Source organism: Pseudoxanthomonas gei (assembly GCF_010119615.1).
Lineage (GTDB): Bacteria > Pseudomonadota > Gammaproteobacteria > Xanthomonadales > Xanthomonadaceae > Pseudoxanthomonas_A > Pseudoxanthomonas_A gei.
Genome location: NZ_QOVG01000011.1, coordinates 29,729 through 56,126 on the forward strand (window position 1 = coordinate 29,729; position 26,398 = coordinate 56,126).

At 64.8% G+C, this 26,398-nt stretch carries 29 protein-coding genes; 7 read left to right on the plus strand and 22 right to left on the minus strand.

Annotated features, from left to right (window positions below; genetic code table 11):
- Nucleotides 1-23: 23 nt before the first annotated feature.
- Nucleotides 24-425: a GtrA family protein gene (locus DT603_RS14525; protein WP_343037769.1), complete on the plus strand. Its 402-nt coding sequence runs from the start codon at nt 24-26 to the stop codon at nt 423-425.
- A gap of 6 nt (nt 426-431) precedes the next feature.
- Here DT603_RS14525 and DT603_RS14530 read toward each other — a convergent pair whose 3' ends face one another.
- From DT603_RS14530 to DT603_RS14575, 10 genes are all read right to left on the minus strand, one after another.
- Nucleotides 432-1,121: a class I SAM-dependent methyltransferase gene (locus DT603_RS14530; protein WP_162350708.1), complete on the minus strand. Its 690-nt coding sequence runs from the start codon at nt 1,119-1,121 to the stop codon at nt 432-434.
- Between the two features lie 67 nt (nt 1,122-1,188).
- Entirely contained in the window at nt 1,189-1,614 is a 426-nt protein-coding gene (locus DT603_RS14535) for a F0F1 ATP synthase subunit epsilon (RefSeq protein ID WP_162350709.1), read from the minus strand.
- A gap of 119 nt (nt 1,615-1,733) precedes the next feature.
- Nucleotides 1,734-3,164, minus strand: coding sequence for a F0F1 ATP synthase subunit beta (gene atpD / locus DT603_RS14540; protein WP_162350710.1), 1,431 nt, complete (start codon nt 3,162-3,164; stop codon nt 1,734-1,736).
- Nucleotides 3,165-3,283: 119 nt separating this feature from the next.
- Nucleotides 3,284-4,147 (minus strand): F0F1 ATP synthase subunit gamma, encoded by an 864-nt coding sequence (atpG, locus tag DT603_RS14545; protein WP_162350711.1) that lies wholly within the window; start codon nt 4,145-4,147, stop codon nt 3,284-3,286.
- A gap of 125 nt (nt 4,148-4,272) precedes the next feature.
- Nucleotides 4,273-5,820 carry a F0F1 ATP synthase subunit alpha gene (gene atpA / locus DT603_RS14550; protein WP_162350712.1) on the minus strand — a complete coding sequence of 516 codons (1,548 nt, stop codon included), beginning with the start codon at nt 5,818-5,820 and terminating at the stop codon, nt 4,273-4,275.
- A 137-nt stretch (nt 5,821-5,957) separates the two neighbouring features.
- Nucleotides 5,958-6,485, minus strand: a complete 528-nt coding sequence (locus DT603_RS14555) for a F0F1 ATP synthase subunit delta (RefSeq protein WP_162350713.1) — start codon at nt 6,483-6,485, stop codon at nt 5,958-5,960.
- Between the two features lie 3 nt (nt 6,486-6,488).
- The gene (locus tag DT603_RS14560) at nt 6,489-6,959 is read right to left on the minus strand and encodes a F0F1 ATP synthase subunit B (RefSeq protein ID WP_162350714.1); all 471 of its coding nucleotides are present in this window, start codon (nt 6,957-6,959) and stop codon (nt 6,489-6,491) included.
- Between the two features lie 58 nt (nt 6,960-7,017).
- The gene (atpE, locus tag DT603_RS14565) at nt 7,018-7,293 is read right to left on the minus strand and encodes a F0F1 ATP synthase subunit C (protein ID WP_093285301.1); all 276 of its coding nucleotides are present in this window, start codon (nt 7,291-7,293) and stop codon (nt 7,018-7,020) included.
- Between the two features lie 69 nt (nt 7,294-7,362).
- Nucleotides 7,363-8,232 carry a F0F1 ATP synthase subunit A gene (gene atpB, locus DT603_RS14570; RefSeq protein WP_162350715.1) on the minus strand — a complete coding sequence of 290 codons (870 nt, stop codon included), beginning with the start codon at nt 8,230-8,232 and terminating at the stop codon, nt 7,363-7,365.
- Nucleotides 8,222-8,608 carry an ATP synthase subunit I gene (locus DT603_RS14575; RefSeq protein ID WP_162350716.1) on the minus strand — a complete coding sequence of 129 codons (387 nt, stop codon included), beginning with the start codon at nt 8,606-8,608 and terminating at the stop codon, nt 8,222-8,224. The genes atpB and DT603_RS14575 overlap by 11 nt, the downstream gene beginning before the upstream one ends.
- Before the next feature lie 707 nt (nt 8,609-9,315).
- On the opposite strand from DT603_RS14575, the gene DT603_RS14580 reads away from it, so the two are divergent.
- Entirely contained in the window at nt 9,316-10,122 is an 807-nt protein-coding gene (locus tag DT603_RS14580; protein WP_162350717.1) for a hypothetical protein, read from the plus strand.
- A 74-nt stretch (nt 10,123-10,196) separates the two neighbouring features.
- Here DT603_RS14580 and lpdA read toward each other — a convergent pair whose 3' ends face one another.
- The 3 genes from lpdA to DT603_RS15995 all read right to left on the minus strand — a co-directional run bounded on the left by lpdA (nt 10,197) and on the right by DT603_RS15995 (nt 14,431).
- Nucleotides 10,197-12,026, minus strand: a complete 1,830-nt coding sequence (gene lpdA, locus DT603_RS14585) for a dihydrolipoyl dehydrogenase (protein WP_162350718.1) — start codon at nt 12,024-12,026, stop codon at nt 10,197-10,199.
- Nucleotides 12,027-12,109: 83 nt separating this feature from the next.
- Nucleotides 12,110-13,552 carry a dihydrolipoyllysine-residue acetyltransferase gene (locus DT603_RS15990; RefSeq protein ID WP_211368462.1) on the minus strand — a complete coding sequence of 481 codons (1,443 nt, stop codon included), beginning with the start codon at nt 13,550-13,552 and terminating at the stop codon, nt 12,110-12,112.
- A gap of 129 nt (nt 13,553-13,681) precedes the next feature.
- The gene (locus DT603_RS15995; protein ID WP_211368463.1) at nt 13,682-14,431 is read right to left on the minus strand and encodes a DUF2884 family protein; all 750 of its coding nucleotides are present in this window, start codon (nt 14,429-14,431) and stop codon (nt 13,682-13,684) included.
- A gap of 167 nt (nt 14,432-14,598) precedes the next feature.
- On the opposite strand from DT603_RS15995, the gene DT603_RS14595 reads away from it, so the two are divergent.
- Nucleotides 14,599-15,360, plus strand: a complete 762-nt coding sequence (locus DT603_RS14595) for a hypothetical protein (RefSeq protein ID WP_162350719.1) — start codon at nt 14,599-14,601, stop codon at nt 15,358-15,360.
- Nucleotides 15,361-15,379: 19 nt separating this feature from the next.
- Here the strand turns inward: DT603_RS14595 and DT603_RS14600 are convergent, their stop codons facing one another.
- Nucleotides 15,380-15,826 carry a DMT family transporter gene (locus DT603_RS14600; RefSeq protein WP_162350720.1) on the minus strand — a complete coding sequence of 149 codons (447 nt, stop codon included), beginning with the start codon at nt 15,824-15,826 and terminating at the stop codon, nt 15,380-15,382.
- 411 nt (nt 15,827-16,237) lie between these two features.
- Between DT603_RS14600 and DT603_RS14605 the strand changes: the two genes are divergently transcribed.
- Both DT603_RS14605 and DT603_RS14610 read left to right on the plus strand, forming a co-directional pair.
- Nucleotides 16,238-16,882: an OmpW/AlkL family protein gene (locus DT603_RS14605; protein WP_162350721.1), complete on the plus strand. Its 645-nt coding sequence runs from the start codon at nt 16,238-16,240 to the stop codon at nt 16,880-16,882.
- Nucleotides 16,883-17,074: 192 nt separating this feature from the next.
- Entirely contained in the window at nt 17,075-17,365 is a 291-nt protein-coding gene (locus tag DT603_RS14610; protein WP_162350722.1) for a hypothetical protein, read from the plus strand.
- Nucleotides 17,366-17,398: 33 nt separating this feature from the next.
- Here the strand turns inward: DT603_RS14610 and DT603_RS14615 are convergent, their stop codons facing one another.
- Both DT603_RS14615 and DT603_RS14620 read right to left on the minus strand, forming a co-directional pair.
- Nucleotides 17,399-17,929: a DUF1453 domain-containing protein gene (locus DT603_RS14615; protein ID WP_162350723.1), complete on the minus strand. Its 531-nt coding sequence runs from the start codon at nt 17,927-17,929 to the stop codon at nt 17,399-17,401.
- A complete protein-coding gene (locus DT603_RS14620; protein ID WP_162350724.1) occupies nt 17,929-18,810 on the minus strand; it encodes a DMT family transporter in 882 nt (293 codons plus the stop codon). Before DT603_RS14620 ends, DT603_RS14615 begins: the two co-directional genes overlap by 1 nt.
- Nucleotides 18,811-18,924: 114 nt before the next feature.
- On the opposite strand from DT603_RS14620, the gene DT603_RS14625 reads away from it, so the two are divergent.
- Nucleotides 18,925-19,407 carry a YajQ family cyclic di-GMP-binding protein gene (locus DT603_RS14625; protein ID WP_162350725.1) on the plus strand — a complete coding sequence of 161 codons (483 nt, stop codon included), beginning with the start codon at nt 18,925-18,927 and terminating at the stop codon, nt 19,405-19,407.
- 9 nt (nt 19,408-19,416) lie between these two features.
- Nucleotides 19,417-19,971 carry a DUF1415 domain-containing protein gene (locus DT603_RS14630; protein WP_162350726.1) on the plus strand — a complete coding sequence of 185 codons (555 nt, stop codon included), beginning with the start codon at nt 19,417-19,419 and terminating at the stop codon, nt 19,969-19,971.
- A 111-nt stretch (nt 19,972-20,082) separates the two neighbouring features.
- On the opposite strand, the gene DT603_RS14635 is transcribed toward DT603_RS14630, so the two are convergent.
- From DT603_RS14635 to DT603_RS14660, 6 genes are all read right to left on the minus strand, one after another.
- On the minus strand, nt 20,083-20,763 hold the full coding sequence (locus DT603_RS14635) for an HAD family hydrolase (protein WP_162350727.1): 681 nt from the start codon (nt 20,761-20,763) through the stop codon (nt 20,083-20,085).
- Nucleotides 20,760-21,461, minus strand: coding sequence for a pseudouridine synthase (locus tag DT603_RS14640; RefSeq protein ID WP_162350728.1), 702 nt, complete (start codon nt 21,459-21,461; stop codon nt 20,760-20,762). Before DT603_RS14640 ends, DT603_RS14635 begins: the two co-directional genes overlap by 4 nt.
- On the minus strand, nt 21,458-22,537 hold the full coding sequence (locus tag DT603_RS14645) for a class I SAM-dependent methyltransferase (RefSeq protein WP_246191871.1): 1,080 nt from the start codon (nt 22,535-22,537) through the stop codon (nt 21,458-21,460). Before DT603_RS14645 ends, DT603_RS14640 begins: the two co-directional genes overlap by 4 nt.
- Nucleotides 22,538-22,663: 126 nt before the next feature.
- Nucleotides 22,664-23,023 (minus strand): endonuclease domain-containing protein, encoded by a 360-nt coding sequence (locus DT603_RS14650; RefSeq protein WP_162350729.1) that lies wholly within the window; start codon nt 23,021-23,023, stop codon nt 22,664-22,666.
- A 138-nt stretch (nt 23,024-23,161) separates the two neighbouring features.
- On the minus strand, nt 23,162-25,657 hold the full coding sequence (locus DT603_RS14655; protein WP_162350730.1) for an ABC transporter permease: 2,496 nt from the start codon (nt 25,655-25,657) through the stop codon (nt 23,162-23,164).
- Nucleotides 25,654-26,382 (minus strand): ABC transporter ATP-binding protein, encoded by a 729-nt coding sequence (locus DT603_RS14660; RefSeq protein WP_162350731.1) that lies wholly within the window; start codon nt 26,380-26,382, stop codon nt 25,654-25,656. Before DT603_RS14660 ends, DT603_RS14655 begins: the two co-directional genes overlap by 4 nt.
- Nucleotides 26,383-26,398: the final 16 nt, after the last annotated feature.

The window sequence follows — 26,398 nt, forward strand, 5'->3', positions numbered from 1 at the left end:
GTGACCAACTACGTCCAGGCCGTGTGGAAGGCAAACCCCTGAAGCTGCTCGCCCATAGAGAATCGCGTTTTGTGGCCGTCGGGTTGTTCCAGCTCGTGCTCGACTGGACCCTGTTCGTCATCTTAACCGCTTGTGGAGTTCCTACAATCTGGTCCAACACGCTGGGCAGGACCTGCATTGCAGTGCTCGGCTTCGCGCTGCATGGCCGCTACACGTTCGGTGAAGCAGGCCAATCCCGGCTGGGGTGGCAGCGATTCGCCCGGTTCGCCGCGAGCTGGTTGTCACTGACCGCATGCAGCACGGTGGCCATGCAGGCGATACGCGAACAATGGGGACTGTCGGCCGCGTGGATCGCAAAGCCCGGAGTGGAGCTCGTGCTCGCGATCGTGAGCTACCTGGTGCTGAGGCGCTGGGTTTACCGTTGAACTCGTTCAGCCCTTGCGGGACGTGAGTATCACGTTCTTTCCGAACAGCAAGCCGAACAGATGGTCGGTGACGCGGCTCAGCGGGAATATGAACCTGTCGTAGAACTTCAAGGCGCGCAAGTTGATGCCTCCGTCGCCTTCACCGCGTTCCATTGCACGGTAGGCAAGGGCCGCGAAGAAGCCGATCGAATCAACGTACCGGGCTTTTATTCCGGTGAAGCCGGCGGCTGCCACCTTGGACTGCAGCTCCAGTCGGCGGTAACGGCGGACATGGCCCACCTTGCGGTCCATGCCTGAGTAAAGCACCTGGAATGCCGGGACGTAGACCAGCAGGCGGCCTCCCGGCCTGAGCGCGGCAGCGATCTGCGCCAGTGCTTCCCCGTCATCGTCGATGTGTTCCAGGACGTTGAGGGTGTAAATGTAATCCACGCTGCCGGCCGGCACTGATGCCATCGATTCGCAGACAAGCATGCCGTCACTGCGCAACTTCGCCGCCTGCGCCGCATCCGGCTCCAAGCAGAGCACGCTGAAACCGGAATCGCGTAATCGCTGGGCGAACGTGCCTATGCCGGCGCCGAAATCCAGGATGTTTTTAGTCCCCGAGGCAAGGCGCAGGACGCGCTCGCTGAGGAAATCGTTGTAGTTGACGGCCTCGGCCATCACCTCGAGATTGTCAGTGCCGGAATAGTCGGACATCAAGACGCCACTGCCTGCCTGGAACACCGGGCAGCATACAGCCTGACAAGTGATCCGTGATACGTGATCAGTGCTTGAGCGTCTTGCGCAGGCGCTCCAGCGCCTGCAGCTGCACGGTGGCTTCCAGCAGCTTCTGTTGCGCCTCGGCGACTTCCATGGCTTCGCCACGGTTGGCGAGCACGCGCTCGGCTTCTTCCATGGCGGTGCGCACGGCGGCCTCGTCGATGTCCTGGGCGCGGATCGCGGTGTCGGCCAGCACGGTCACCACCTGCGGCTGCACTTCCAAGATGCCGCCACCGATGGCGAAATCCAGCTGCTCGCCGCTGGGCAGGGTCACCACGACCTTGCCCGGCTTCAGGCGCGTGATCAGCGGGGCGTGGCGGGGCGCGATGCCCAGCTCACCCAGTTCGCCGGTCACCACGACCAGCGTCGCTTCGCCGTGGAAGATTTCCTGCTCGGCGCTGACGATGTCGCAACGGATGGTGCTTGCCATGGTTTTCTCGCTTTGCTCGAAGTAAAGGGTAAATGGTGAAGGGAACGCATGCCGCGCATGCTCAAGGTTCGAATCGCTGTTGCTCTAATTCACTCTTCACCCTTCACTCGTTACCGCTCTCAGGCCTTTTCGGCCATCTTCTTGGCCTTCTCGACCGCTTCCTCGATGCCGCCGACCATGTAGAACGCCTGCTCGGGCAGGTGGTCGTATTCGCCATCGCAGATGGCCTTGAAGCCGCGGATGGTGTCCTTCAGCGACACGTACTTGCCGGGCGAGCCGGTGAACACTTCGGCCACGTGGAAGGGCTGGCTGAAGAAGCGCTCGATCTTGCGCGCGCGCGACACGGCCTGCTTGTCTTCTTCCGACAGCTCGTCCATGCCCAGGATGGCGATGATGTCCTTCAGTTCCTTGTACTTCTGCAAGGTGGACTGCACGCGGCGGGCGGTGTCGTAGTGCTCGTTGCCGATCACGTTCGGGTCCAGCTGGCGCGAGGTGGAATCGAGCGGATCGACGGCCGGGTAGATACCCAGGGCGGCGATGTTACGCGACAGCACCACGGTGGCGTCCAGGTGGGCGAAGGTGGTCGCCGGCGACGGGTCGGTCAGGTCGTCCGCGGGCACGTACACGGCCTGGATCGAGGTGATGGAACCGGTCTTGGTCGAGGTGATGCGTTCCTGCAGCACGCCCATTTCCTCGGCCAGGGTGGGCTGGTAGCCCACGGCCGACGGCATGCGGCCGAGCAGCGCCGACACTTCGGTACCGGCCAGGGTGTAGCGGTAGATGTTGTCGACGAAGAACAGCACGTCGCGGCCCTTGCCCTCGGCGTCCTTCTCGTCGCGGAAGTACTCGGCCATGGTCAGGCCGGTCAGCGCGACGCGCAGGCGGTTGCCCGGCGGCTCGTTCATCTGGCCGTAGACCATCGCGACCTTCGACTCTTTCAGGTTCTCCAGCTTGATGACGCCGGCTTCGGCCATCTCGTGGTAGAAGTCGTTGCCTTCGCGGGTACGCTCGCCCACGCCGGCGAACACGGAAAGACCCGCGTGTTCGGTGGCGATGTTGTTGATCAGTTCCAGCATGTTCACGGTCTTGCCGACGCCGGCGCCGCCGAACAGGCCGACCTTGCCGCCCTTGGCGAACGGGCACATCAGGTCGATGACCTTGATCCCGGTTTCCAGCAGGTCGTTGCCCGAGGACTGCTCAGCGTAGGCAGGCGCCGCGCGGTGGATTTCCCAATGCTCGGTCGCTTCGACCGGACCGGCTTCGTCGATCGGCTCGCCCAGCACGTTCATGATGCGGCCAAGCGTGCCCACGCCCACCGGCACCGACACGGCGCGACCGGTGTTGGTGGCGATCAGGTTGCGCTTCAGGCCGTCGGTGGAACCGAGCGCGATGGTGCGCACGATGCCGTCGCCCAGCTGCTGCTGCACTTCCAGGGTGATGGCGGTGTTTTCCACCTTCAACGCGTCGTAGATCTTCGGCACGTCGGTGCGTGCGAATTCTACGTCGACGACGGCGCCGATGATCTGGACGATCTTGCCTTGGTTGCTCATTGCTGACTCCGGTAACTTTGTTTGTTTGGTGCGGTAAAGGGCGAAGCGTAAATGGTCAAGAAAAGCGAGCAGTGCTCTGGCTGTGACTCTTTACTCTTTACTCTTCTCTGTTTACTGCTTCAGACAGCGGCCGCGCCGCCGACGATTTCGGAAATCTCTTGCGTGATCGCGGCCTGGCGCGCCTTGTTGTAGACCAGCTGCAGGTCGCCGATGAGCTTGGTGGCGTTGTCGCTGGCCGACTTCATGGCGACCATGCGCGCGGCATGCTCGGAGGCCACGTTCTCCAGCACCGCCTGGTACACCAGCGATTCCACGTAGCGCGTGAGCACGTGCTCGAGCACGCTGGCCGCATCGGGTTCGTAGATGTAGTCCCAGTCGTGCTGGGTGATCGGCGTGTCTGAAGCGGGCAGCGGCAGCAACTGGTCGAACGCCGCGCGCTGGGTCATGGTGTTGACGAAGTCGTTGTAGGTCAGGTACACGCGATCGACCTTGCCCGACTCATAGGCATCCAGCATGACCTTGACCACGCCCACCAGCTGTTCCAGCTGCGGTTTGTCGCCCAGGTGGGTGACCGTAGCCAGCATGCCGACCTTGATGCGGCGGAAGTACGACGAGGCCTTCTGGCCGATGGTGACCACGTCGACCTCGGCACCCTTGTCCTGCCACTGGCGGATCTCGCCCAGCAGCTTGCGGAACAGGTTGTTGTTGAGGCCGCCAGCCAGGCCGCGGTCCGACGAGATGATTACGTAGCCGACGCGCTTGATCTCGGCGCGCTCGACCAGGAACGGATGCTGGTACTCGGAATTGGCCTGGGCCAGGTGGCCGATGACCTGCTTCATGGCACGCGCATACGGACGCGAGGCCTTCATGCGGTCCTGCGCCTTGCGGATCTTGGAGGCCGAGACCATCTCCAGCGCGCGCGTCACCTTGCGGGTGTTCTGCACGCTCTTGATCTTGGTTTTGATTTCTCTGCCGCTTGCCATTCGTTGTCGCTCGCTGTGCTCGCTGTAAAGGGTGAAGGGTGAAGGGAACGCTTGCTGCGCAAGCTCGAGAGCTGAAGCGGTGACGCTCTACTTCACTCTCGTCCCTTCGCCATTTACCGCCCTTGTTACCAGCTACCGGTGGTCTTGAACTCGGAGATGCCGGCCTTGAAGGCCGCTTCGATCTCGTCGTTCCAGTCGCCGCTGGCATTGATCCTGTCGATCAGGTCGCCCTTGGTGTTGGCGAAATGCGCATGCAGGCCTTCTTCCAGCGCCAGCAGCTTGTTGACCGGCACGTCGTCCAGGTAGCCCTCGTTGACGGCGTAGATCGACAGCGCCTGGTTGGCGATGGACATCGGCTGGTACTGCTTCTGCTTCATCAGCTCGGTGACGCGCTGGCCGCGCTCGAGCTGCTTGCGGGTGGCTTCGTCCAGGTCCGAGGCGAACTGCGCGAACGCGGCCAGCTCACGGTACTGGGCGAGCGAGATGCGGATGCCGCCCGACAGCTTCTTGATGATCTTGGTCTGGGCGGCGCCACCGACGCGCGACACCGAGATGCCGGCGTTCACGGCCGGACGGATACCGGCGTTGAACAGGTCGGTTTCCAGGAAGATCTGGCCGTCGGTGATCGAGATCACGTTGGTCGGCACGAACGCCGACACGTCACCGGCCTGCGTCTCGATGACCGGCAATGCGGTCAGCGACCCGGTCTTGCCCTTGACCGCGCCCTCGGTGAACTTCTCAACGTAGTCCTCGGACACGCGCGCTGCGCGCTCCAGCAGGCGGCTGTGCAGGTAGAACACGTCGCCCGGATACGCTTCGCGGCCCGGCGGGCGCTTCAGCAGCAGCGAGATCTGGCGGTAGGCCACGGCCTGCTTGGACAGATCGTCGTACACGATCAGGGCGTCTTCGCCGCGATCCATGAAGTATTCGCCCATGGTGCAGCCCGAGTAGGCGCTGATGTACTGCATCGCGGCCGATTCGGACGCGGTCGCGGCAACCACAATGGTGTGGGCCAGCGCGCCGTTTTCTTCCAGCTTGCGGACCACGTTGGCGATCGACGAAGCCTTCTGGCCGATGGCGACGTAGACGCACTTAATGCCGGTGGCTTTCTGGTTGATGATGGCGTCGATGGCCACCGCGGTCTTGCCGGTCTGGCGGTCGCCGATGATCAGCTCGCGCTGGCCGCGGCCGATCGGGATCATGGCATCGATGGTCTTGTAACCAGTCTGCACCGGCTGCGACACCGACTTGCGCCAGATCACGCCGGGAGCCACGCGCTCCACCGGTGCGGTCATCTTGGCGTCGATCGGGCCCTTGCCATCGATCGGCTCGCCCAGCGCGTTGACCACGCGACCCAGCAGCTCCGGACCGACAGGCACTTCGAGGATGCGGCCGGTGGTCTTGGCCACGTCGCCTTCGCGCAGGTTTTCGTAATCACCCAGGACCACGGCGCCGACCGAGTCGCGCTCCAGGTTCAGTGCCAGTGCGAACGTGTCGTTCGGCAGTTCGATCATCTCGCCCTGCATCGCGTCGGCCAGGCCGAAGATGCGCACGATGCCGTCGGACACGCTGGTCACGGTGCCTTCGTTGCGGGCCTCGGCGGCCAGCTTGACCTTCTCGATCCGGGTCTTGATCAGTTCGCTGATTTCGGAGGGGTTGAGCGTGGTTGCCATTGCGGTTTCCTTGGTCGTTCCGGCAAGGGGCCGGATACGGGTTTGATTATTCTGGGAAGGGCGAAGTGGAAATGGAGAATGGTTAGGGCGACAACCGCTGCTCTTACTATTCCCTACTCACGCTTCTCCATTCCCGCTTATTGCGCGAGTGCGGCCTGCAGCCGCGAGAGCTTGCCTTTCAACGAGCCATCGATCACCACGTCGCCCGCGTCGATCACCGCGCCGCCGATCAGCGATGCGTCGACGGCGGTGCTGATCTCGACTTCGCGACCAAAGCGTTTCTTCAAAGCGGCCTTGAGCACGTCCAGTTCGCCCGCCGGCAGTTCCGTCGCGGAGGTCACGGTGGCCTTGACCACGCGCTCGGCCTCGGCCTTCAACTGCTCGTAGAGCGCGACGATTTCCGGCAACTGGGCCAGGCGGCGGTTTTCCGCAAGCAGGGCCAGGAAGCGCGTGAACGATTCGCCGGCGCCATCCACCGAAAGCAACGAAACCGCCTCGGCATGGGTCAGCTGCGGGTTCAGCAGCAGCGAGGCGGCGCGCGGGTCAGCGGCCACCTGCGCGGCGAAACCGAGCGCGCTGGACCACACCGACAGGCCGTTCTCGTCTTGTGCAATGGCAAAGGCGGCGCGTGCGTACGGACGTGCGAGGGTGAGGGCCTGGCTCATCGATCAGATCTCTGCCGCCAGCTCGTCGAGCAGCGCCTTGTGCGCGCTGGCGTCGATTTCACGCCTGAGCAACTTCTCGGCGCCGCTCACCGCCAGCAGGGAAACGTGCTTGCGCAGGTCTTCCTTGGCACGGGTGCTGGCGGCATCGATCTCGGCAAGGCCCAGCGCCTTCTGGCGGTTGGCTTCGCTGATGGCGTCGTTCTTGGCGGCTTCAACGATCTGGTTGGCACGCTGGTGCGCCTGGTCGATGATTTCATTGGCCTTGGTGCGCGCTTCTTTCAGCGCCTCGTTGACCTTTTCCTGCGCCTGCGCGAGGTCTTTCTGGCTGCGGTCTGCCGCGGCCAGTCCTTCTGCGATCTTCTGCTGACGCTCTTCGATGGCCGCGATGATGTGCGGCCAGCCGAACTTCATCACCAGCCACGCCACCGCGAAGAACGCGAAGCCCTGGACGATGAAAGTGAGGTTGATATCCATTGCGTACTCCTGACGCCAGCGCGCTAGGCGCCGGCGTTAGCCAAGACCGGTTGCCTGATCAGCCCGCGATCGCGGACAGGAACGGGTTGGCGAAGATCAGCAGCAGGGCGATGGCGACGCCGATGATCGGCACCGCGTCCAGCAGGCCGGCGACGATGAACATCTTGGTCTGCAGCATCGGGGTCAGCTCCGGCTGGCGGGCCGAACCTTCCAGGAACTTGCCACCGAGGATGGCGAAACCGATCGCGGTGCCAAGGGCGCCGAGACCGATCAGCAGGCCGGCCGCGATGACCGTGAACTTCGCGATTTCTGCGTAGAGGGCGACATTTTCCATGGTGTTCTCCGTACAACTAGTCAGGTGTGAAAAAGGATGGGATGAAAGGGTGAAGCGAAACTTGTCGGCTTAGTGGCTTTCGGCCGCCATGCTCAGGTACACGACGGTCAGCATCATGAAGATGAAGGCCTGCAGGGTGATGACCAGGATGTGGAAGGCCGTCCACACGAAGCCCGAGATGAATTGCAGCGGCGCCATCACGTAGGTCATGCCGCTGGAGGCAGCTGCATTCCAGGTCATGAGCGCGATCAGGATGAAGATCAGCTCGCCGGCGTACATGTTGCCGAACAGTCGCAGCGTCAGCGAGAGCGGACGGACCAGCTCCTCGATCACGCGCAGCAGCAGGTTGGCGGGGGCCAGCAGGATCTTCATCACCGTGCCTTCGGCATGGAAGGGCGCGGTGAAGGCCTCGGCGGTGAACTTGCCGATGCCCTTGTGGCTGATGCCGAAGACCTGGATCAGCAGGAACACCATCAACGACAGGCCCAGCGTGGTGTTGAGGTCGGCGGTGGGGACCACACGCAGGTAGGCATGCGCAGGATCGTGGCCGGCGGCCTCGTTGGCCTTGCCCCACAACGCGGGCAGCCAGTCGACCGGCAGCATGTCCATGAAATTCATCATGAACACCAGACAGAATATGGTGATGGCCAGCGGCGCGATGAGCTTGCTGCGGCCATGGAAAGTCTCGCGGACCAAGCCGTCGACGAAGCCGACCACCATCTCCACCACCGACTGGAATTTGCCCGGCACGCCGGCGGTCGCCTTGCGTGCAGTACGCAGGAAGAAGAACAGGAACAGCGCCGACATCAGCAGCGTGAAGAACACGCTGTCGATGTTGATGGTCATGAACTTGCCCTCTCCCACTTGCCACTGGAGATGGTGCAAGTGGTGCTGGATGTATTCGGTGGACCCGCCACCGGAGGCCGTTTCAGCGCTCACGTTCTACCCTGACACTAAAGTTCAAAATCAGTGGGTGCGCAACCAGTGCGGTTGCGAGCCCTGCCAGCAGCGGGAGCGGCGCCATGCGCCCAACACCCAGTGCCAATGCAAATATCGATATCAGCACCAGCCATTTCAGGCCGGTGCCCAGCAGCAACCGCAGGAACGCCGATCGCGCCGTTACCACTCCACCGCCCAGCGCGACATTGGCAGCCAGGGCACTTCCCAACACCACGCCAGCCCCGCCCAGAAGCGCGGCCAAGCTGGCCGACCACCCCTGTACTAGGAAAACCAGCGCCACCAGCACCACGACGGCCATCTGGTATGAAGCCGCCCGCAATGCCAGTCGCCGGCCTGCAGCGGCGGAATTCAGCACACGCGAAACCTGGTGGTTGGGAAGCGACGAAGCCGTTGAACGCGCCTCGCCGAGCCGCAAAAGTATAACAGGCGTTAAATTTAAGCGGCAACCGCTGTGCATCCAGAGGCAACAGCCCCACCGCCCGGACCGGTCCAGCCGGCCTGGCGAGGCAAGGATTTCAGCAGATTTGCCTGTTCAGCCGGGAAGCACGGAACTTTCACCAGACAGGTGGGTCACTTCAATACGGTCTGCGCCAACTTCCTCGTCGATGCTCCGTCGCAGACCCCCACGAAGCCCCGGCCCGCTGCCGGGGCTTCTTCTTTTCCGGCCACGGCGCCAAAGACCGGGGCTGCCGTGACCCACGCCACAATGGCCGGGAACCGCCGGCCCGACATGCCCGCCAGGAGATCAGTCGGATCCTCGCCAGCAGACTTGAGTGACCCAAACCCGCGTCTGGCGACGTCCGAACTACCTTGGCGCTCCGTCCGGGGTTGGTGGGCGATGACCTGATCGCCGTCCTGGAGCCTGCCTGCAATACGGTGCTTTTTTGGATTTCCACCAGCTGGCGGGGCCGTGCTGGGAAGGTCGCCGGATTTGCCGCCCACGCTCGCAGACGCGTCCGGAAAGGCCGGCATTTCACCGGGCGTGCACTTTCAATGGGATTTAATGAACTGCGCAGTACACGATGTGCTGTGCTCTTTATCTTCCATGGAGTACTACCCGCAATGCACAAGCACCTCCCCCTGAGCCTGGCCCTGGCTGCGCCCGGCTTGTTTGCTGCCAGCTCGGCTCATGCCATCGAAGACGATGGTTTCCACCTGCGCCTTGGCGCGATTTCCGCCGAAGGCAACAGCGACATACGCGGCAGCACGGTTTTTAACGGTGAAGAATTCGATTTCAGCGAAGGATTCGACTACGGCAGCGCCGAACTCTCGCCGCGCGTCGAAGGCCAGTTCCGCCTCAGCAACCGCAACCGCCTGCTGTTCAACTATTTCAGCTATGAAAAAGACCAGAGCGCCACCTTGGGCAACGATCTGTCGTATGACGATGTGACCCTGCCGGCGGGAAGCTTTGCCAAAATCGACAGCAAGTTCGAGCTGGCCAGCCTGGTCTACGACTTCGCCGTCGTCGAGACCGACACCATCAGCCTGGGGCTGCAGGTCGGTGCCGAATACGCCAAGGTCGAAAGCACGCTCTCGGCCGGAGCGGGCGAGCTCGACTACAGCACCAGCTCGCGTGAGGACGGCTTCGCACCGGTCGTGGGCGCGCGCTTCACTGCGGCACCCGGCGAAAAATGGCGTGTAGTGGTGCAGGCGCAGTACCTGGACGCGGACTGGGGCGACCTGGGCAAGTACGAAGGCGACCTGACCCGGGCCAACGCACTGGTGGAATACCGCATCACCCCGAAGTTCGGCGTGTTTGCAGGCTATGACTGGTTCAAGCTGGATGTGGAGCAGACCGGCGGCGAAGGGGTCGTGGGCCTGGACCAGCGCTTCAAGGGTCCGATGGCGGGCGTGACGCTCTCGTTCTGAGCGAGCCTCTTCACGCAATCACAAAAAAAGCCCCGGGCGAACCGGGGCTTTTTTTGATGGCGCCATGAAAGAAGTCAGGCTTTCTTTTTTGGGATGTAGAGGTCGGTAATGGTGCCGTCGAACACCTCGGCCGCCATGCCCACCGATTCGCTGAGGGTCGGATGCGGATGGATGGTGTGGCCGATGTCGGCCGCGTCGGCGCCCATCTCGATGGCAAGCGACACTTCGGTGATCAGGTCACCGGCATGCACGCCGACGATGGCGCCGCCGATGATGCGGTGGGTGTCCTCGTCGAAGATCAGCTTGGTGAAGCCCTCGCCACGGCCAATGCCCACGGCGCGCGCCGAAGCGACCCATGGGAACTTGCCCACGCCTACTTTCAGGCCCTTGGCCTTTGCTTCGGTTTCAGTCACCCCGACCCAGGCGATTTCGGGATCGGTGTAGGCCACAGATGGAATCACCCGCGCCACCCATTCCTTCTTCTCGCCCGCAGCGACTTCCGCCGCCAGCTTGCCTTCGTGGGTGGCCTTGTGCGCCAGCATCGGGTTACCGACGATATCGCCGATGGCAAAGATGTGCGGCACGTTGCTGCGCATCTGCCGGTCCACCGGGATGAAACCGCGATCGGTGACGGTGACGCCGGCCTTGTCCGCGCCAATCTTGTTGCCGTTGGGCGAGCGACCCACGGCCACCAGCACGCGGTCGAAAGTGGTGGTTGCCAGTTCGGCGGGCTGGCCTTCGGCCGCGCTTTCAAAGGCGACACTGATGCCCTGCGCGGAAGCCTCGACCTTGGTCGCCTTGGTCTTCAGGTAAATCGCCACGCCTTGCTTCTTCAGGCGATCGGCCAGCGGCCTGACCAGGTCCTTGTCGGCGCCGGGCATCAGCTGGTCCATGAATTCCACCACTGTGACCTGGCTGCCCAGCGCGCGATACACGGTGGCCATTTCCAGGCCGATGATGCCGCCACCGACCACCAGCAATTTTTCCGGGACCTCGTCGATCTGCAACGCGTCGGTGGAGTCCATGACGCGCGGGTCGTCCCACGGGAAGGCGGGCAGCTTCACCGCCTGCGAGCCGGCGGCGATGATGCATTGCTCGAACCGCAGCAACTGGGTCTTGCCGTCTTCGCCGACGATTTCAAGCTCGTTGGGCGACGCGAACGAGGCCACGCCCTGCACGACGCGCACCTTGCGCTGCTTGGCCATGCCGGCCAGGCCCTTGGTGAACTGGCCGACGACCTTGCCGTCCTTGAACGCGCGCAGCTTGTCCAGGTCGATCTTCGGCGCGCCGAACTCCACGCCGATATCGGCCGAATGCGCGGCTTCCTCGATCAGCGCGGCGGCATGCAGCAGCGCCTTGGAGGGAATGCAACCCACGTTGAGGCAAACGCCGCCCAGCGAGGCATAGCGCTCGATCATCACCGTATCCAGGCCCAGGTCGGCGGCGCGGAACGCGGCGGTGTAGCCTCCCGGGCCGGACCCCAGCACGACCATGCGGCATTCAATGTCGGCGGGCTTGCCGCTGCCCTGTGCCGCTTTGGGAGCCGGCACGGAGGGGGCCGCAGGCATGGCCGGCGATGGCGTGACCGGAGGCTTCGGCATCTCGACGTCGACCCTGGCCGGTGCGGAAATGCCCGGTGCGGGAGCGGCGGGCGTGGAGACCGCACCCTCCGCTTCCAGGATGGCCACCACGCTGCCTTCGGACAGGGTGTCGCCCAGCTTCACCCTCAATTCCTTGACCACGCCGGCCGCGGACGAGGGCACTTCCAGCGTCGCCTTGTCCGATTCCAGTGTCACCAGACCCTGGTCCTTCTTCACCGTGTCGCCCACGGCGACCAGGATTTCGATGACCGGCACATCGGTGTAGTCGCCGATGTCGGGAACCTTGATTTCAATAGTTGCCATGAGGCTCGTTCCTTGCGCGGGGCGACTTTCCAGCCGCCTGCGGATGCGTGGAGGTGGTTAGGCGGTGGCCAGACGCGTTCGCCTTACAGCAGCACGCGGCGCATGTCGCCGAGCAGTTGCGCCAGGTACGCGGTGAAGCGGGCGGCGGAAGCACCATCGATGACACGGTGGTCGTAGCTCAGCGACAGCGGCAGTTGCAGGCGCGGCTGGAAGGCGCTGCCGTCCCACACTGGCTGGATCGAGGATTTCGACACCCCCAGAATCGCCACTTCCGGCGCATTGACGATAGGCGTGAAGGCCACGCCACCGATGCCGCCAAGCGAGCTGATGGAGAAGCAGCCACCCGACATTTCCGCCGGACCCAGCTTGCCGTCGCGGGCCTTGGCGGCCAGTTCACCCATTTCCCTGGCAAGCTCGGCAAGGCCTTTCTTGTCCACGTCACGGATCACCGGCACCACCAGTCCGTTGGGCGTGTCGGCGGCAAAGCCGATGTGGAAATACTTCTTCAGCGTCAGGTTCTCGCCGCTGGCATCCAGCGAGGCATTGAAATCCGGGTACTTCTTCAGGCCGGCCACTACCGCCTTCATGATGAAGACGAGCATGGTCAGCTTGATGCCGGCTTTCTCGTTCTCCTTGTTCAACAGCACGCGCAGTTCTTCCAGTCCGGTGATGTCGGCGTGGTCGTGCTGGGTGACGTGCGGGATCATTGCCCAGTTGCGGGCGAGGTTGGCACCGGAAATCTTCTTGATCCGCGACAGCGGCTTGACCTCGATCTCACCGAATTTGGCGAAATCTACCTTCGGCCAGGGCAGCAGGCTCAGGCCATTGCCACCGGAAGGCGTCGGGGAAGCGCCGCCCACGGCAGCGCCGCCACCGGCCAGCGCTTCCTTGACGAATTTCTGCACGTCTTCCTTGCTGATGCGGCCGGCGCGCTCGCTGCCCTTGACCTGGGCCAGATCGATGCCGAGCTCGCGTGCGAACAGGCGCACCGACGGACTGGCATGCGGCACTTTCTGCGGCAGCACCGCATCGGCGTTGAATTCCACCGGCGGGCTGTTCGGTGGCGAGGCCTCCGGATCCAACCCGGGCCTGCTGTCCACGACCTGCGTTGCAGGCGCTGCTGCCGCCTGAGTCGACGCAGCCTGCTGGTCGATCTCGCGCTGGGCCAGCTTGTCGGGTTCGGCGGCAACGGCTACCGGCTCGACCTTGGCACCGGTTTCGGCAGTGGCGACTTCGGCCTTGCCTGGCGTTGCGGCGGCCGCGACAGGCTTGGCAGCCTCGCCATCGGCCGCTTCGATCAGCGCGACCAACGAGCCTTCCGAAAGCGTGTCGCCCAGCTTCACCTTCAGCTCCCTGACCACGCCGGCAAACGGAGCGGGCACCTCCAGGGTGGCTTTGTCCGATTCCAGCGTGACCAGCCCCTGGTCCTTGACCACCGTGTCGCCGACGGCGACCAGGATTTCAATGACGGGCACATCACTGTAGTCGCCGATATCGGGAACGAGTGCTTCCTTGAATCCGGCCATACGGAACTCCAGTGATCAGATCGGGTGGGGAAACCCTATTGTGGCCATCTGGATGCAATGCGCCAACCTTTCACTGGTAATCCATTGGTCTGCTGCCGCTTTCGCGCTGAGCGGTCCAGCGCGGCCCGCTCACTTTGCCGCAGTCGCGCCTTCGTCCTGCTTGACACGCAACAGATCCAGCGCGGCGCCACCCGGCAGACGATACGCCAGCGCATTGTCCAGCCGGTCCAGTGCTTCCATCTTCGAACACAGCTGCTCGGCGCGCTTCTCCAGCGCCTTGGCCCGCGGCCCCACACGCGCCTCGATCTGCTTGTCCAGGTCTTGCATCGCCTCCAGGCGCTTGCTGTCACCACTGAGCGCGGCACGGACCGCCCCGCCGACAATGTCGCCGATGACCATGGGCACGACTTCGGAGACCGCCTCGCCGATGCCGTTGCCCAGGTCGCTGGAATCGAAACGGTTGGCAGCCACTGCATGCGACAGGCGCGCGTCGATCCTGCTGCGTGCGGTTTCCAGCCTGGCACGCGTGCTGGGCGGATCGCTGCTGAAGCCGGCTGCGACCTCGCCCAATGCCGTGAACGCGATGTCCGCGGCAGCGCGCCCGATGTCGCGTGCCAGCGGCAGGATTTCGCGGGTGCCGCGATCGAACTCGGCAATACGCTTGCTGTCCGCTTCGCCCAATGCCACCCATTTGTCATCGACGAACAGGCGCTCGCCACGGATCACGATCCACTTCGGGGTGCCGCTGCCGCGGGTCAGGATGACGCTCTGTCCGTTGACGCTGAGGTCGTAGTCGCTTTCGATGTTGCAGCGGATGTCACGCGATTGCGCGGCGGCCGCCGGCAGCGACAAGGCAACGACAAGAAGTGCGCGGCGCATAGGAATTCTCGCAGGGTCTGGTGGCGGGCAGCATGCCACCTGGCGGGTCGCCGACCACGTGCCTTTCGGCAGGAGGCCGCAAGTCACGTGCTGGCCGATGATCCTGGCTGCGCATTCACTTAACGGGACAGACCCTAGGATGCCGCGTCCCCACCCGGAAAGTCCCCATGCGCCTGCTCGTCCTGCTGATGTCCCTGGCCATGCCCCTGGTAGCGTGGTTTTCCCAACGGGAAGCCTTCGGGCCCAGCAATGGCGCCATTTCCGATCGCTATCCGACCCTGGTGGTGGCGGCCGGCTACGCCTTCGCGATCTGGGGACTGATTTTCCTGCTGGATGTGCTGTTCGGGTTCTGGCAACTGTCCTCGAAGCGCCGCAACGACGGCGCCGTCGCGGGCATCCGCCTGCCTGCCGCGCTGGGCTTTGCCCTGACCACGCTGTGGATGCCGGTGTTCTCGAACCAGCGCTTCGGGCTGGCCTTGCTGATCATCTGGGCCAGCCTGGCGTGCCTGCTGGTATGCGCGCTGCGCCTGTCACGCGATCCGCGGCCGGCACCCGGACAACGCTGGTTTGCCTGGCTGCCGCTGTCGCTGCACGCAGGCTGGCTGTCGCTGGCCGCCATCCTCAACACCGCGCAGGTGATCGTGGCGTACGAACTGTTGCCAACCGGGAACATGCTGCCCTGGAGCGTGGCCTTGCTGGCCGCCGCCGCCCTCATGCTGCTGGCCCTGAACCAGCGCATGCGTGGCAACCTGGCCTATGTCGCCGCGGCGCTGTGGGCATTGGTGGCCGTGTACATGAAGCAATCGGCAAGCGAACTGCCGGGCGCCGGCACTGCGGCCTGGGTGGCCCTGGCCATTGCGGCGATCCTGGCCATCCAGACCCTCTGGCTGCACCTGCGCGCGCGGCCCGCGCTTTCGGTCGCGAACTGACGCAGCGCGCCTGCTTGGTTCAGGCCTGCTGCCAGGGCCTGACCACCAGCAAGGCTCCGGCGATTACCAGCAGCGCGCCAAAGACACGCAAACCGTCTATCGGCTGGCGCGCGTGCAGCACGCCGAAGTGATCGAGCAGCAGCGATCCGGCCACCTGGCCGAACACCACCAGGCAGATCAGCGCGGCCGCGCCCATCCGCGGGATCAGCATGGTGGCGGCGGCGACATAAACGGCGCCGATCAGGCCGCCGGTCCATGCCCACCACGGAACCCTGCCCAACGCGGCCAGATCCAGCGAAGGCTTGCTGGCAAGCCACCACACCGCGAGTACTACGCCCCCCACGACGAACGAGGCCAGCGACGCAAACAGCGGTCCGGTGGTCTGCTTGCCAAGGGATGCGTTTATCAAGGCCTGCAGCGGCAGCAGCATGCCGATCAACAGGGCCAGGGCAATTGCCGATTTCATGAAGGCTTCCTCGCGGGACAGCGGACACGATAAGCCATCGCCCGCGAACTGTTCCAGGGTGCATGCGCGAACACAAGCGTCAGAGCCGCAGCGCTGCAGCAGACGCGGGACGGTCGTGATGGGAGGCCAGAACGAGGAATCCTTGAATAGCGAATCTCCGGAAAACTGCGTAGGGCGGGCGCAGAGAGCGCTTTGACGCGAACGTATACGCGGAGCGAGTCACCGCTGCGACTTCAGGATGAATCGAATGTCACCTTGCTGAATTTCTTGCGCGGCTTATGAACACGATGAAGCAAGCATGAAAAAATCCGGCTGATCCAAATGTCTTGCTGGCGTGCATTCATGCGCGAATCGATACCGTGTCCACCGCCCTCTCCCCGGGCGCATTCAAAAGAACATGAGGAGAACCACATGGCTTCATTTAAGAAACTCAGCATTGCCCTGCTTTCGGCAATCGCTTTTGCGCCTGCGGCTTTCGCGCAGGACACAGGCAGTACCGATGCCTCTGGCACTGATACCGCATCGGGCAAGCGCATCGCCATCGTTGGCGGCGGCGCGATCCTGCAGCCGGACTCCAACCCGACCCCGGGCCTGGAAGTGGATGGCGGCACGGCACCTACGTTGAGCGCGAGCTGGTATGTCAACGACAACGTGGCCGTCGAACTGTGGGGCGCAGCGGACAAGTTCAACCACCGCGTGCGCGGACCGCAAGGCAAGATCGGCACGGTGGAACAGCAACCCATCGCCGTCAGCGGCCAGTATCATTTCCGTGACGCCGATGCGGTAATGCGTCCGTTCCTCGGGCTGGGCTACTACGAGTCCAACTTCAGCAACGAGGACATCTCCGGTGGTGGCCCGCACGTGGGCCTGTCGACCGCCAAGGGTCCCATCGCCACGGCGGGTATGGACTTCAACATCAATAGTCGCTGGTTTGCACGTACCGACGTGCGTTACATGAAGGGCGACGCGGACGTGAACGTTGCGGGCGAAGGCACCGGTACCGAACTGACGCTGGATCCGTGGACCGTGGGCCTGGGCCTCGGCGCGCGTTTCTAAGCCAACGCTGTAACGAGCAAGCTGCGGCAGGCCTGGCAACAGGCCTGCCGTTTTTCGTTGGCGGCAGCCTAAAGTTGCAGGCTGAATTGCCCGGCCCTGCATGAGCGGGCGATCACCGGGCCGATGCTCACCGGTACTTAGCGCTGCGGACGGTAGCTTTGTCAGTCCCGTTCCCTTCCCCCAAGGATTCCCATGCCCACTGTCCGCCTGCGCGTCACCGGTAACGAATATGCCGCCTCCGAGCTCATGCACGCCCTCGAGGCGATCGAAGGCATCGAGCATGTCGAGGAAGTCGCCGACCTGATGCCGCACATGGATGACGAGGATTCCAGCTCGGCCGGCCTGCCCGATGACGAATCGCCCGGGCTGCACAACATCGAGATCGAAGCGCCCAATGAGGAAGCCGTGCGCCGCATCCACACCGTGGTGGAAGTGCTGGCCGAGCGCACCGAGAGCGCGATCGAGATCGTCGAAGAGTTCTGAGGTGCGGGCCCCGGGCGTGCCGGCATGCCCGGCTTACCTGGTGCGGGGCAAGCGGCGCCGCAGCCCCCAGGTGTAGCTGAGGTAGTAGCCGAGCAGCAGTCCGGCCACGGCGAACAGGCTGGCATGGTCCAGCACCGGGATCATCGCCAGCGATTCGCGCCCTTGCCAGTACCGCCACATCTCCACGAATCCCATCGCGATACGGGCGGTGACCAGCAGGGTCAGCGCCAGTACCAGCCAAGCGTTGGGCGTGTAGAACAGTCCCTGTGGCGTGGCTTCGAAACGGCTGATCCACAAGCCAAGCACGCCTGCAAGCAGCCCGATCCCCATTCCGCCCAGCGCATAGGCCAGGGCGCCGGGCCACCAGAAGGTGGTCACGGCCATACTGAGCACGAACAACCCAGCGGACAGCAACAGCAGCCAAGCATTCAAGTTGACCAGCCAGGGCCAGGCCTTGCGCCGCGCCTTGCCCAGGCGATAGCGCTGCCAGATGGACAGCGGCAGCAGCACCAGCCACAGCGCCAGCAGGACCAGGATCACCAGCGGCACGATCAGCAACGGCATCAGGGGTGCTCACTTTCCATATGGACTTTTTCGCGGCGCAGCAGGTACAGGCCGCTGACCACGATGATGCCGGCGCCTATCCAGGTCACGCCATCGGGCAGCACGTGCCACAAGGCCAGGTCAAGGCCTACGCCCCAGACCAGCGCGCTGTATTCGAATGGCGCAATCAGCGAGGCCTCGCCACGGCGGAAAGCCTCGGTGAGCGCCACCTGCGCCAGCGAACCGGATAAACCGACGCCCGCGATCACCCACAGGTCGGCGACCTGCAGCGGCCGCCAGTTCGGCGCAGCCAGCACGCCGGCCCCCAGCGACAACAGCACGATGAACCACAACACCATCGCCTGGATGCTGTCGCGTTGCGCCAGCAGGCGCACGGTGATGGCGCTGGCCGCGTAGCAGATCGCGGCCAGCAGGATGGCCAGCCCACCCAGTGTCGCCATGCCCTGTCCTGTAGGGCGCAGGACCACCAGTACGCCGACCAGGCCCACCACGATCGCCACCCAGCGCCCGGGCCCCACTTTTTCGCCCAGCAAGGGCCCGGCCATCGCGGTGACCAGCATCGGCGCCACGAAGGTGATGGCGTAGGCGGTCGACAGCGGCATGGTCCGCAGGCCGTAGACGAAGCCGAACATCATGCCGATGCCCAGCACCCCGCGCAGGACATGCAGCGGCCAGTGCACGTGCCACAGGGTGTTGGGCCTGGCCGTCCATGCGACCCACACCAGCACCAGCGGCAGCGACGCCAGTCCGCGCAACGCCGCCACCTGCAGTGGCGGATAGTGCGGCGAAAGCAGCTTCAAACCCGCATCCATCAGCGCGAACAGGGCCACGGCCAGCAGCATCAGGCTGATCGCGGGCAGGTGGCTGGGCTTGGATTCCATCCCGCATTATCGCCCACGCCATGCCTGCCTCCGTGTGTCGCGCACGTCGCGATCCGCCCGGCCCTGCGGGCCATCTGGGTTAACCTAGCGACCTCCCCACGTCCAATCACCGCCATGCCCTCTTTCGACGTCATTTCCGAAGTCAACACCCATGAACTCACCAACGCCGTCGACCAGGCCAGCCGCGAGCTGACCACCCGCTTCGACTTCAAGGGCGTGGAGGCCAAGTTCGCACTCGACGAAAACGTGATCAGCCAGTCGGCACCCAGCGAATTCCAGCTCAAGCAGATGTCGGAAATCCTGCGCGCGCGCCTGATCGCCCGCGGCATCGATGTGCGCTGCCTGGAGGAAGGCGAGGTGGAAACCAACCTGGCCGGCGCGCGCCAGAAGATCACCGTGAAGCAGGGCATCGAGCAGAAGATCGCCAAGAAGATCGCCGCCACGCTGAAGGAAGCCAAGCTCAAGGTGGAAAGCCAGATCAACGGCGACAAGCTGCGCATCAATGGCAAGAAGCGCGACGACCTGCAGGACGCGATGGCGCTGCTGAAGAAATCGGATTTCGAATTGCCGCTGCAGTTCGACAACTTCCGCGACTGAGTCCCGGCAATGGACGACAAAATGCCCGGCGACCCGATCGCCGATACCCGGCGGTGGCTGGAGCGCGCGGTGATCGGACTCAATCTGTGTCCGTTCGCCAAGGCGGTTTACGTCAAGCAGCAGGTGCGCTTCGTGCTAAGCGATGCGAGCACGCCGGAGGCCCTGCTGGAACAGCTGGCCGAGGAGCTGCTGCTGCTGCGCGATACCCCGGCCGAAGAAATCGATACCACCCTGATCGTGCATCCGGACGTGCTGCAGGACTTCCTGGACTACAACGACTTCCTGGACAACGCCGATGCCGCGGTCGAGGCGCTGGACCTGGCCGGCGTGCTGCAGGTGGCCAGCTTCCACCCGGCCTACCAGTTCGCCGGGACCGCCCCTGGCGACATCGGCAACTACAGCAACCGTTCGCCCTATCCCACCCTGCACCTGCTGCGCGAAGACAGCGTGGCCCGCGCGGTCGAAGCCTTTCCGGAGGCCGACGCCATCATCGACCGCAACCTGGAAACGCTGGACAGGCTGGGCATCGAGGGCTGGCAGCAAATATTCACGTCAACGCGCTAGCGAAAACACACCCACCGAACGCCGAAACCGAAACCGAACGACGTAGGAGCGACGCAAGTCGCGAAGCTCGTAACCCGTCAGGTCTCCGTATTTTCGCGACTCGCGTCGCTCCTACGCTTGTGCGGTTTGCTTCCCCAGGGCCAGATGCAGCCAGGATTGCAATAGTGGTCGTGCGGCCTCCAGGCTGGCCACGACCTGCGCCAGCGACCGGCTCAGATCCGAGGCCGGAACCAGATCAGGTACCTGGATGACGCGGATGCCCGCCGCAGAGGCCGCCCGCACCCCGAATTCGGAATCCTCGAGCGCCACGCAGTCAGCCTTCGCGACACCCAGCCGTGCCGCAGCCAGCAGGTACAGGTCGGGCGCTGGCTTGGCATGGACCACGTCGCTGCTGGTCACCACATGCTCGAAATAACGGTCGATTCCGCTACGCGCCAGCTTGGTTCGCGCGCGCTCGCCGCGCGTGGAAGTTGCGACGGCCATCGGCACGCCCAGATCCAGCAAATCCTGAAGCAGGTCGCGCGCTCCGGGCTTGAGCGGCAGCCCCGCTTCCACCATGCGGTCATAACCGCGGCTGCACTCCAGGCTCAATAGCCTGGCCTGCGCGACGCCAAGCATGCCGTTCAACAATTCAGCACAGCCGGCTTCGTGCAGGCCGACCATCGACAGCCACAGCCCGTCATCGAGTTCCAGCGACTGCCCGGCCGCGGCGTCGCGCCAGCACTGGAGGATGGCGCGCTCGCTGTCGATCAGCAGGCCGTCCATGTCGAAGATCACGGCCCGCAAGCTCATGCGTTGAACAGCGCCGCCCTGTCGGCCTCGTCAAGCGCGCGCCATTGGCCCGATGGCAACCCGCCCAGGGCGAGTCCACCGATGCGGCTGCGATGCAGCGCGGCGACATGATTGCCGACCGCCGCGAACATGCGACGGACCTGGTGGTAGCGCCCTTCGTGCAAAGTCAGCCGCACCCGGCCGGCATCGATGATCTCAAGCTCGGCGGGCAGCAAGGGCGTCTGTTCCGATTCCAGCATCAGCGTGCCGCCTGCGAACAACTCCACTTCATCGCCACGCAAGTCGCTGGCCAGGGTCGCTTCGTAAACCTTGGACAGCTTCGACTTCGGCGAGGAAATCCGGTGCAGCAGCGCGCCGTCGTCGGTGAACAGCAGCAGGCCGCTGGTGTCGCGGTCCAGACGGCCCACATTGGAAAGCAAGGGCGAACGCAGGCGATAGCGCGGCGGCAGCAGGTCGTAGACGATGCGGCCCGGATCCTTGGTCGAGCAGGTATAGCCGACCGGCTTGTGCAGCGCGATCAGCAGGCCCTGCGGCGGATCGAGCGGTTCGCCGTCGACGCGGGTGTTGTCGTGGTCCAGCGGATCGTCGGCGTACATCACCTCGCCCTGTGCGTCGGTGATGCGGCCTTCGCGGAACATCAACGCCACCTGCTTGCGGCTGCCATAGCCCAGGTTGGCGAGATGCTTGACCAGTTTCATCGCGCGTTCCTGCCCGGGCTGCGGGAAGGGATAGCCTTGATCGCCTCGATGACCTTGAAGCCGTCGCGCTCGCCCAGCACCTGCACCTGGCCGAAACTGGCGTTCAACACCGCTTCGTAGGGAAGGTGCCGGTTGGCAACCAGGTACAGGCGCCCGCCCGGCTTCAAGGCTTCGGCGGCTACGGCAATGAAACGCCGGCCCACATCCGGACGGTCGGCGCGGCTCTGGGTGTGGAACGGCGGATTGCTGACGATGAAGTCGTACTGCTCGGGCACACCGGTGGTCACGTCGTGCCAGCGGTAACCCAGTTCGGCCTTGCCTTCGAAGCCGGCGAGATTGTGCCGCGCCAGATCCAGTGCGCGCGCCTCGGCTTCGTAGAGATCGAGGGCGACGACCTTGGCGCTGCGGGCCAGGACCTCGGCCGACAGGTAGCCATAGCCGGCACCCAGGTCGGCGCCCTTGCCCGCCAGGTCGGGCGGCAGGTGTTCGGCCAGCAGGGCCGAGGCCGGATCGATGCGGTCCCAGGCAAACACGCCTGGCCGACTGCGGAAGCGCCCGTCCAGGATCTGCCGCGACGCGTCCAGTCCGTTCCACTTCGAAAGCAGGTCTGCATCGTGAGCCGCACCCAGCGGCTTGCTCCAGAACACGCGGCAGTGGTTCTTGGTCAGGCTGCCGCCCAGCCCAGCCAGCTGGTTGAGGTCGGCTTCGCCGGACTTGGCGCCTTCGTTGTTGGTGATGCTGGCGACCACCACGCCACCCGGGGCGCACAGCGACAACGCGCGTGCGAACAGGGCGCGGGCTTCCTCGCGCTGGCGCGGCGGCAGCACCAGCACCACCGCATAGCGCGCCGCCAGCGTCGATGCGTCGGCGATGACCTGCAGTCCGCCGCGCTCGAGCTCTTCGGCGAAGGGTTTGTAACTTTGCTCACAGACCAGCTGCGCCAGCGGAAATTGGCGCATCGCCGCACCTTCGCGGGCGCGCAGGAACAGCACCTCGCCCTGAGGCCAGGCCAGCAGTCGGCCGGAGAACGGCAGGAACAGGGAATCGAGTGCGGGGTCTGAGTTGCTGGCGGCCAAATGGCGTCACCCGGAAAGAATCAGCGCTGATTCTACCCGGGCCAGGCCATGCTTCGATTCGAAGGACCACTCTGGCATCACCAAGAGAGAAGAGCCTGCGGACTTCCGCGCAGGCGCCCGCCTTGCCTATTTGCCCCGAGGCGCCCGTGCTTCCCGCTCTATCTCATCAAGCACCGCGCCGCTGTCGCGCAGTACCTCGTCGTTCCAGAACCGCAGGACCCGGTAACCCATGCGTTCCAGGTACAGGGTGCGCAGATCGTCGGCGTGCTGCTGCCTTGGCTCGAGAGGCTCGTTGCCGTCCAGTTCGATGATCAGGCCCAGCTCCAGGCAGACGAAATCGAGGTAGAACGGTCCGGCCCGGTGCCGCCTGCGGAATTTGCATTCATGCAGGCGGCGGCCCCGCAGGCACTGCCAGACCAGAAGTTCCGCATCCGTCTGCTGGCGACCCAGCATTCTCTCTTTGCCCTGATCCCGTTTTGCGCGCATGACTGCCTCCTTGGCTGATGTCAGCCAAGCTTAGGCAAGCAGGCGCGGCGTGCGTATCAGCGAACGCCGCGACTTTGTGTAGGGAAATGCCTCACAAGATCCGCAGATTTATCCCACCCAGGCCAACAGGGCGCTGCCTCAGCCCTGCAACTCACGCAAGGTGACCGACGGTGGCGCGTCCAGTACCCGCCGGGTGGCGAACAGGCCTGCGGCCAACGCGGCCAGCATGCCCAGGCCACCACCGATAAAGGCGAGTGACCAGTTCGCATGCCACGGCAGATCGAACACCTGGGTTGCGATCACACCGGAGAGCACTGAAGCGGCAATAGCCGCCACCAGGCCCGACAGCAGCCCGATGGCGGCGAACTCGGAAGCCTGCGCCAGCCGCAACTGCCTGCGGCTGCCGCCGAGCACGCGCATCACGCCGCCTTCCAGCAGGCGCTCGTCCTGGCTGGCGCTCACTGCGGCCAGCAACACCAGCACGCCGGCGGCCAGCGAGAACCAGAACACCACCTGGACCACGGTCGACACCTGGTCGGCGGTGCTGCGCACCTGCTTCAACACCGCATCGACGTCGATCACCGACAAGTTGGGGAAGCGCTCGACCAGCTGGGCGGTGAAACGCGTCTGCGTGGCTGGCACGCTCACGGCGGTGATGTAGCTGGCCGGATAGCCCTGCATCGCGCCTGGCGAGGCGATGACGAAGAAATTCGGCCGGAAGCTTTCCCAGTCCACGCTGCGCAGGCTGGTGATCCGGCCTTCGAAGGGCTGTCCGGCGATATCGAAGGCCACCCGGTCGCCCAGCTTCCATCCCAGCTGTTCGGCAAAACGCTCCTCCACCGACAGCTCCGGCGTTGGCGTACGCCCGCTCCAGAACGTGCCCGCGGTGACCTTGTTGTCGTCGCGCAAGGTCGCTGCGGTGGACAGGTTGAACTCGCGCTCGGCGCGGCGCCGGGCTTCTTCATCGCCTGCGTAGTCGGCGCCGCTGGCGGGCTTGCCATTGAGCGAGACCAGGCGCCCGCGAATCATCGGGAACAGGGTGGGCGCCGCGATCTTCTGTTCGGCCATGAACGCGTTGACGTCGGCCTGCTGGTCTTCCTGCACATTGATGATGAAGCGATTGGGTGCGTCGGCGGCCAGCGACAGCTGCCAGCGATCGAGCAGGTCGGTGCGTACGAAGGTGAGCAGCAGCAGTGCCATCAGCCCCAGCCCCAGTGCGGAGACCTGGGCCACGCTGGTGCCGGCGCGGCGGCTGACGTTGGCAAGACCGTAGCGCAGGCTGCCGCGCAGGCGCGAACGCAGGCGCCTTACCAGCAGGATCATCAGCCAGGCCAGCAACGCCAGCACGGCGAGCGTGCCGCCGATGCCCAGCAGCATGGCCGTGCCCAGGGTCGCCGAACCCGCCTTCCACCACAGCAATGCGCCGAGGCCGGCAAAGCCGGCCAGCGCCACCAGCCAGGCGCTGGGTTCGGTCGGATCCAGGTCGCGGCGCAGCACGCGCAGCGCCGGTACGCGGCGCAAGGCCAGCACCGGCGGCGCGCCAAAGGCCAGCAGCACGACCAGGCCGACCGCGTATCCCTGCAACGCAGGCATCCAGCCTGCCGGCGGAATGGAGATCTTCATTTCCGCCTGGAGCCAGCTGCCGATGGCCCATTGCAGGCCGAAGGCGACCACCACCCCGACCGTGCAGGCGATCAGCCCCAACAACACCAGCTCGCCCACATGGATACCGACCAGGGTGCGCTGGCTGGCGCCAAGGCAGCGCATCACCGCGGTGCCGGACAGATGGCGTTCGCTGTGGCGGCGCGCGGCCATGGCCACGGCCACGGCGGCGAGCACCACCGAAACCAGTGCGGCCAGGCCAAGGAAACGACCGGCGCGATCCAGCGCCGAGCGTACTTCCGGACGCGCGTCCTGGATGGTCTCCAGGCGCTGCCCACGCGCCAGTGCCGGGCGGGCAACAGCGACGAAGCGCTCGACCGCGGCGGCATCCCCGGCCACCACCAGCCGATAGCCCAGCCGGCTGCCGGGCTGCACCAGGCCGGTTGAGGCTACGTCGGCGAGGTTGAGGAAAGCCTTGGGCGCCACGTTGAAATAATCGAGCGAGGCGTCCGGCTCCTGCACCACCAGCGCTGCCAGCCTGAGTTTGATGTCGCCAATGCCGATGCTGTCGCCCAGCCTGGCATCCAGTGTTTCGGCACCCGACTGGCTGAGCCAGAGCGTGCCGCGCGCCGGGATGCCGCCCGCATCGTGTTCCACCGGATTGGCCGTGTCGATGATGCGGAAGCTGCCGCGCAGCGGGAAGCCTTCGCCGAGCGCGCGCAGGTCGCCGAGCCGCAACTGCTCGCCGGCGCGGATCATGCTGTCCAGGCTCAGGGTCTCGGTGCGACGCAGACCGGTGGCCGAAGCGGCGTCGCGGATCGTGCCGCTGATCGGTGCATCACCGCGGACCACCACGTCACCGCCCATCAGGCGGTTGGCCTCGATGGCCAGCGCGCGCCCGGCGCGGTCGGTGACGAAGCCCACTGCAGTCACCGCCACCACCGCCAGCACCAGCGCCGCGAACAGGATGCGGATATCGCCGGCGGCCACGTCGCGTCGCAACTGGCGCCACGCCATGCGCAAGGTTTTCATGCAGCCACGCCTTCGCCCACCAGCTCGCCACTGTCCAGGCGCAGGATGCGGCCGCAACGTCCTGCCAGGTGCTCATCGTGGGTCACCAGCACCAGGGTGGTGCCGGCTTCGGCATTCAACGCAAACAACAGCTCGATGATGGCCTGCCCGGTGTGGGTGTCGAGGTTGCCGGTGGGTTCGTCGGCGAACAACAGCGAGGGCCGGGTCACGAAGGCACGCGCCAGGGCCACGCGTTGCTGTTCGCCGCCCGACAGCTGCCGCGGATAATGCGCCAGGCGCTCACCCAGTCCCACTTTCTGCAGGATCTGCATGGCGGGCCCGTTGACGTCGGCATCGCCCCTCAGCTCCAGCGGCAACATGACGTTTTCCAACGCGGTGAGCGAAGGCAGCAGCTGGAAACTCTGGAACACGAAGCCGACCTTTTCACCGCGCACGCGCGCACGGCCGTCCTCGTCCAGGGTGGAAAGCGCTTCCCCATCCAGGACCACGCTGCCGTCGCTGGGACTGTCCAGGCCGGCAAGCAGTGACAACAGCGTGCTCTTGCCCGAGCCCGACGCGCCCACGATCGCAACGGTATCGCCCTGCCCGATCTCGAACCCCACGTCCTTCAGAATGGTCAGCTCGCCCGAAGGCAGCGGCACGCGCTTGCCCAGCGCATTCACTTGCAACGCGGGTCGCAGGGTCGGCCGCGCGACTTCAGCGCGCAGTTCGGTGGAGTCGGCCATGATGGTCCTTGGATAC

Bases quoted from the DNA above. Each gene is read 5' to 3' on its own strand.
- DT603_RS14650 (WP_162350729.1), bottom strand. From the start codon at position 23,023: ATGCGCGCAAAACGGGATCAGGGCAAAGAGAGAATGCTGGGTCGCCAG.
- DT603_RS14605 (WP_162350721.1), top strand. From the start codon at position 16,238: ATGGCTTCATTTAAGAAACTCAGCATTGCCCTGCTTTCGGCAATCGCT.
- DT603_RS14610 (WP_162350722.1), top strand. From the start codon at position 17,075: ATGCCCACTGTCCGCCTGCGCGTCACCGGTAACGAATATGCCGCCTCC.
- DT603_RS14640 (WP_162350728.1), bottom strand. From the start codon at position 21,461: ATGAAACTGGTCAAGCATCTCGCCAACCTGGGCTATGGCAGCCGCAAG.
- DT603_RS14555 (WP_162350713.1), bottom strand. From the start codon at position 6,485: ATGAGCCAGGCCCTCACCCTCGCACGTCCGTACGCACGCGCCGCCTTT.
- atpG (WP_162350711.1), bottom strand. From the start codon at position 4,147: ATGGCAAGCGGCAGAGAAATCAAAACCAAGATCAAGAGCGTGCAGAAC.
- DT603_RS14600 (WP_162350720.1), bottom strand. From the start codon at position 15,826: ATGAAATCGGCAATTGCCCTGGCCCTGTTGATCGGCATGCTGCTGCCG.
- DT603_RS14560 (WP_162350714.1), bottom strand. From the start codon at position 6,959: ATGGATATCAACCTCACTTTCATCGTCCAGGGCTTCGCGTTCTTCGCG.
- DT603_RS15990 (WP_211368462.1), bottom strand. From the start codon at position 13,552: ATGGCCGGATTCAAGGAAGCACTCGTTCCCGATATCGGCGACTACAGT.
- DT603_RS15995 (WP_211368463.1), bottom strand. From the start codon at position 14,431: ATGCGCCGCGCACTTCTTGTCGTTGCCTTGTCGCTGCCGGCGGCCGCC.
- DT603_RS14655 (WP_162350730.1), bottom strand. From the start codon at position 25,657: ATGAAAACCTTGCGCATGGCGTGGCGCCAGTTGCGACGCGACGTGGCC.
- DT603_RS14595 (WP_162350719.1), top strand. From the start codon at position 14,599: ATGCGCCTGCTCGTCCTGCTGATGTCCCTGGCCATGCCCCTGGTAGCG.
- DT603_RS14530 (WP_162350708.1), bottom strand. From the start codon at position 1,121: ATGTCCGACTATTCCGGCACTGACAATCTCGAGGTGATGGCCGAGGCC.
- DT603_RS14535 (WP_162350709.1), bottom strand. From the start codon at position 1,614: ATGGCAAGCACCATCCGTTGCGACATCGTCAGCGCCGAGCAGGAAATC.
- DT603_RS14580 (WP_162350717.1), top strand. From the start codon at position 9,316: ATGCACAAGCACCTCCCCCTGAGCCTGGCCCTGGCTGCGCCCGGCTTG.
- lpdA (WP_162350718.1), bottom strand. From the start codon at position 12,026: ATGGCAACTATTGAAATCAAGGTTCCCGACATCGGCGACTACACCGAT.
- DT603_RS14625 (WP_162350725.1), top strand. From the start codon at position 18,925: ATGCCCTCTTTCGACGTCATTTCCGAAGTCAACACCCATGAACTCACC.
- atpD (WP_162350710.1), bottom strand. From the start codon at position 3,164: ATGAGCAACCAAGGCAAGATCGTCCAGATCATCGGCGCCGTCGTCGAC.
- atpA (WP_162350712.1), bottom strand. From the start codon at position 5,820: ATGGCAACCACGCTCAACCCCTCCGAAATCAGCGAACTGATCAAGACC.
- DT603_RS14660 (WP_162350731.1), bottom strand. From the start codon at position 26,382: ATGGCCGACTCCACCGAACTGCGCGCTGAAGTCGCGCGGCCGACCCTG.
- atpE (WP_093285301.1), bottom strand. From the start codon at position 7,293: ATGGAAAATGTCGCCCTCTACGCAGAAATCGCGAAGTTCACGGTCATC.
- DT603_RS14620 (WP_162350724.1), bottom strand. From the start codon at position 18,810: ATGGAATCCAAGCCCAGCCACCTGCCCGCGATCAGCCTGATGCTGCTG.
- DT603_RS14630 (WP_162350726.1), top strand. From the start codon at position 19,417: ATGGACGACAAAATGCCCGGCGACCCGATCGCCGATACCCGGCGGTGG.
- DT603_RS14635 (WP_162350727.1), bottom strand. From the start codon at position 20,763: ATGAGCTTGCGGGCCGTGATCTTCGACATGGACGGCCTGCTGATCGAC.
- DT603_RS14615 (WP_162350723.1), bottom strand. From the start codon at position 17,929: ATGCCGTTGCTGATCGTGCCGCTGGTGATCCTGGTCCTGCTGGCGCTG.